General features: G+C 40.6%; 3 protein-coding genes. 1 reads left to right on the forward strand and 2 read right to left on the reverse strand.

Features of this window, described 5'->3' with window-relative positions; genetic code table 11:
- Positions 1–416: 416 nt before the first annotated feature.
- Positions 417–902 carry a hypothetical protein gene (locus LHL20_RS20675; RefSeq protein ID WP_226434653.1) on the reverse strand — a complete coding sequence of 162 codons (486 nt, stop codon included), beginning with the start codon at positions 900–902 and terminating at the stop codon, positions 417–419.
- Positions 903–1,027: 125 nt separating this feature from the next.
- Positions 1,028–1,417 (reverse strand): hypothetical protein, encoded by a 390-nt coding sequence (locus LHL20_RS20680; RefSeq protein ID WP_226434654.1) that lies wholly within the window; start codon positions 1,415–1,417, stop codon positions 1,028–1,030.
- A gap of 867 nt (positions 1,418–2,284) precedes the next feature.
- Here LHL20_RS20680 and LHL20_RS20685 point away from each other — a divergent pair.
- The gene (locus LHL20_RS20685) at positions 2,285–2,623 is read left to right on the forward strand and encodes a phage integrase N-terminal SAM-like domain-containing protein (protein ID WP_226434655.1); all 339 of its coding nucleotides are present in this window, start codon (positions 2,285–2,287) and stop codon (positions 2,621–2,623) included.
- The last annotated feature ends 88 nt before the right edge of the window (positions 2,624–2,711 follow it).

Genomic DNA, 2,711 nt, shown 5'->3' on the forward strand with positions numbered 1-2,711 from the left:
GGCGCAGACGCGTGGGCTATAATGCGAAGCAGCCCACGTGTATGCGTCCCAGCCTGCGCTAGCAGGCGACTTAATTTTTTTGTTATACACAAACCGTTTGTTAACTGCCAGCATGTTGAAGAAAATAGAATAAAAGTACCGAACAAAACAACCTGTGATTTTAACTTTAGCAAGCAGCCAGAAAAGAGCGCGGCGTGAGTTGAAAAGCAGAACTTTCAAATTACCTTCGATGCTGACAAAAAGCTAAAACGAAACTCCAAAGCCGTTGTAAAAAAGTGCTGAACTTTAGCCTGATTATTACTAAATAATGGGTGGTGTATAACTTTTAAATAAGGGGCGCAGGCGCGAGGGCTATAATGCGAAGCAGCCCACGTGTATGCGTCCCAGCGAACGCAGTGAGTGACTTAATTTTTTTGTTAGGTACGTGCCGCATAAGATTTAAGAACCTCTAACTCCGCACTGGATAAATAAGAGTTAGGGACGAGCATAGACCCATTTGGCAAATTAAAGAATACATTGCTAGGAAAGAAATCAACCGACGATAATTCCTCCCATTTGGTTGTTAAAACTCCTTTCTCTGAACTTCTTTCAATTCTGTCTTGATCGATCTTAAAGTGATAAGTGTCTTGAAGTTTTTTCTTTTTGGCAAAAGCGAGTGCAATACTTGGCATTAAAAAATCTCCAAGCAGACACGGGATAGCGTAGATTGAAAGAATTACCGTAGTAGCAATTCCCCACCAGCTAAAAATGAAATTGAAGTAGTAAAGTGCGGAAACCACGATAAATAAAATGCCCGAGGGTAAGTAGGTATGAAGATTCTTGTTTGGCATAACTGCCATTTTTTCCTTGATAGCTGCCTTATACTCTGCATCGGTATATTTGATAGTTAATTCAATGCTCATTCTCAAACACTCCTTGTAGTACCTAACACTAAGCTAAGGGGCGTGAACGTGCGGCGATAATGGCGAAGCCGCCGCGCGTTTGCGTCCCAGCAGTTGCCGGAGGCGACTGCGATTTCAGCGCCTTGTTATGCATATTTTCCAAACAGCCACACCGCTAAAAACGCGATGCCACCAATCAAAGCTCCTGTGACAGCAAACTTAATATACAGAAAAGGAAGAAAAGTAAACAACATTCCGGATTCGTTAAGCGGACCTGAGGTTAAAACTTGCAGTGAAGCTAAAGACAGAAAATATAGCCCAACAGCGGATACTGCTGTAAATGATGCAGCGGTAACATACTGCATGGCGGTCTGGTCTGGCTTAAGCCCACTGAAAATGCCCGCCAAAATTAAAGGTGCACCAGAAGCTAGTCCGACAATAAACAAAACTTCTCCAAAAGAATTAGAAATATCCCACGAGGAGATAATTGCCATGACAACTAGTGCAATACTTACTAACCAAAATAACCTCTTCATCCCTGATTTACCTCATATGCATAACACCCCAAGAAGGGGCAATTACATGTGGGCTAAAATACGGAGCGAAGCGAAGGGAGCCCACATGTAATTGTCCCACTTGCTTGGCTTGTTAGGTGCGTGCATATTTAAACCTCGTTTGAAATCAAGTAAAACGCAAAGTCTACTTTGAAAATCAATTCCCAACGAGATACTACTTTATTCTTGGGCTACAGAACTGACAGAAACCTCTATCATCCAATACCATATCAGGAAACATGCTTCCGAAATTTACTTTTGGTATATCTTGTGGCGAATCAGGATCTTTACCGTATTGACCGCAAGCTGCGCATTGTCGAATCCATTTTCTGGTTCTTGGATCTTTTAGAAACCATTCTTGAGTTCTTGTTTCGCTTCTCATAAGCACCTAACATCTTATTATGGAGACTTCACTGTAACACGCAGTAGGTTTCACGCAACAAAACTCCACAAATGTATTGGATATCATCCTCTTACAAGACTGATAACGATTAAATTAAATACTTTTGGTGCATATTACTAAGAATTCTCTCTAATAACGGGCACATTTTGTAAGCTAATATTTCATTATCAATAAGTTATCAGTTTTATATGCTTAAATTTGCTGATTACTAAGACTTCTCATTAAATCCAAAGTTAAACTGTGCTCTATTGTCACTAGAGCCGAGGCTTACAGCGTATTTTTGAGGGAATTTCTCGTGTGGTTACTAAGAACTCTTATTAATAACATAAGATAAACTGACCAATGCTTATGAATCTACTGGGCTACAACTCCATTCATCCAATTTTATGATGCGTGTTACTGAGACTTCTCAGTAATTACACAACATCATTTACTGGAGGATTGTTATGGGTCAAAGCCCTTTCATAGAAAAAATTCGTGCTATTTTGCGGACTAAGCATTACTCAATTCAGACCGAAAAAACCTACTTACTATGGATAAAGCGTTTTATTATTTTTAATCAAAAGCGTCACCCCGAAGAACTAGGTGAGCAGGAAGTGACAGACTTCCTAACATACTTGGCTGTTAAGCGGCATGTAACCTCATCCACCCAAAATCTCGCTCTGTGTGCAATTGTCTTTATGTACAAACATGTGTTTGAACGCGAACTAACTTTGTTGCCAGACACGATTAGGGCTCGCGCTCCCAAACGCATACCAACAGTACTTAGCCATGAGGGGTTCTAGGGATTTTCCCCTCTAAAGTAACATAGAACGCTACAGGTATTATATTATATGGTCTGTGGCGGTGGGTTACCTTCCAATATTCTGCCAT

The sequence above is a fragment of the Alteromonas sp. McT4-15 genome (assembly GCF_020515205.1).
GTDB lineage: Bacteria > Pseudomonadota > Gammaproteobacteria > Enterobacterales > Alteromonadaceae > Alteromonas.

What these genes read in the sequence shown, in the direction of transcription:
- LHL20_RS20675 (WP_226434653.1), bottom strand. Translation starts at nt 902, where the DNA reads ATGAGCATTGAATTAACTATCAAATATACCGATGCAGAGTATAAGGCA.
- LHL20_RS20680 (WP_226434654.1), bottom strand. Translation starts at nt 1,417, where the DNA reads ATGAAGAGGTTATTTTGGTTAGTAAGTATTGCACTAGTTGTCATGGCA.
- LHL20_RS20685 (WP_226434655.1), top strand. Translation starts at nt 2,285, where the DNA reads ATGGGTCAAAGCCCTTTCATAGAAAAAATTCGTGCTATTTTGCGGACT.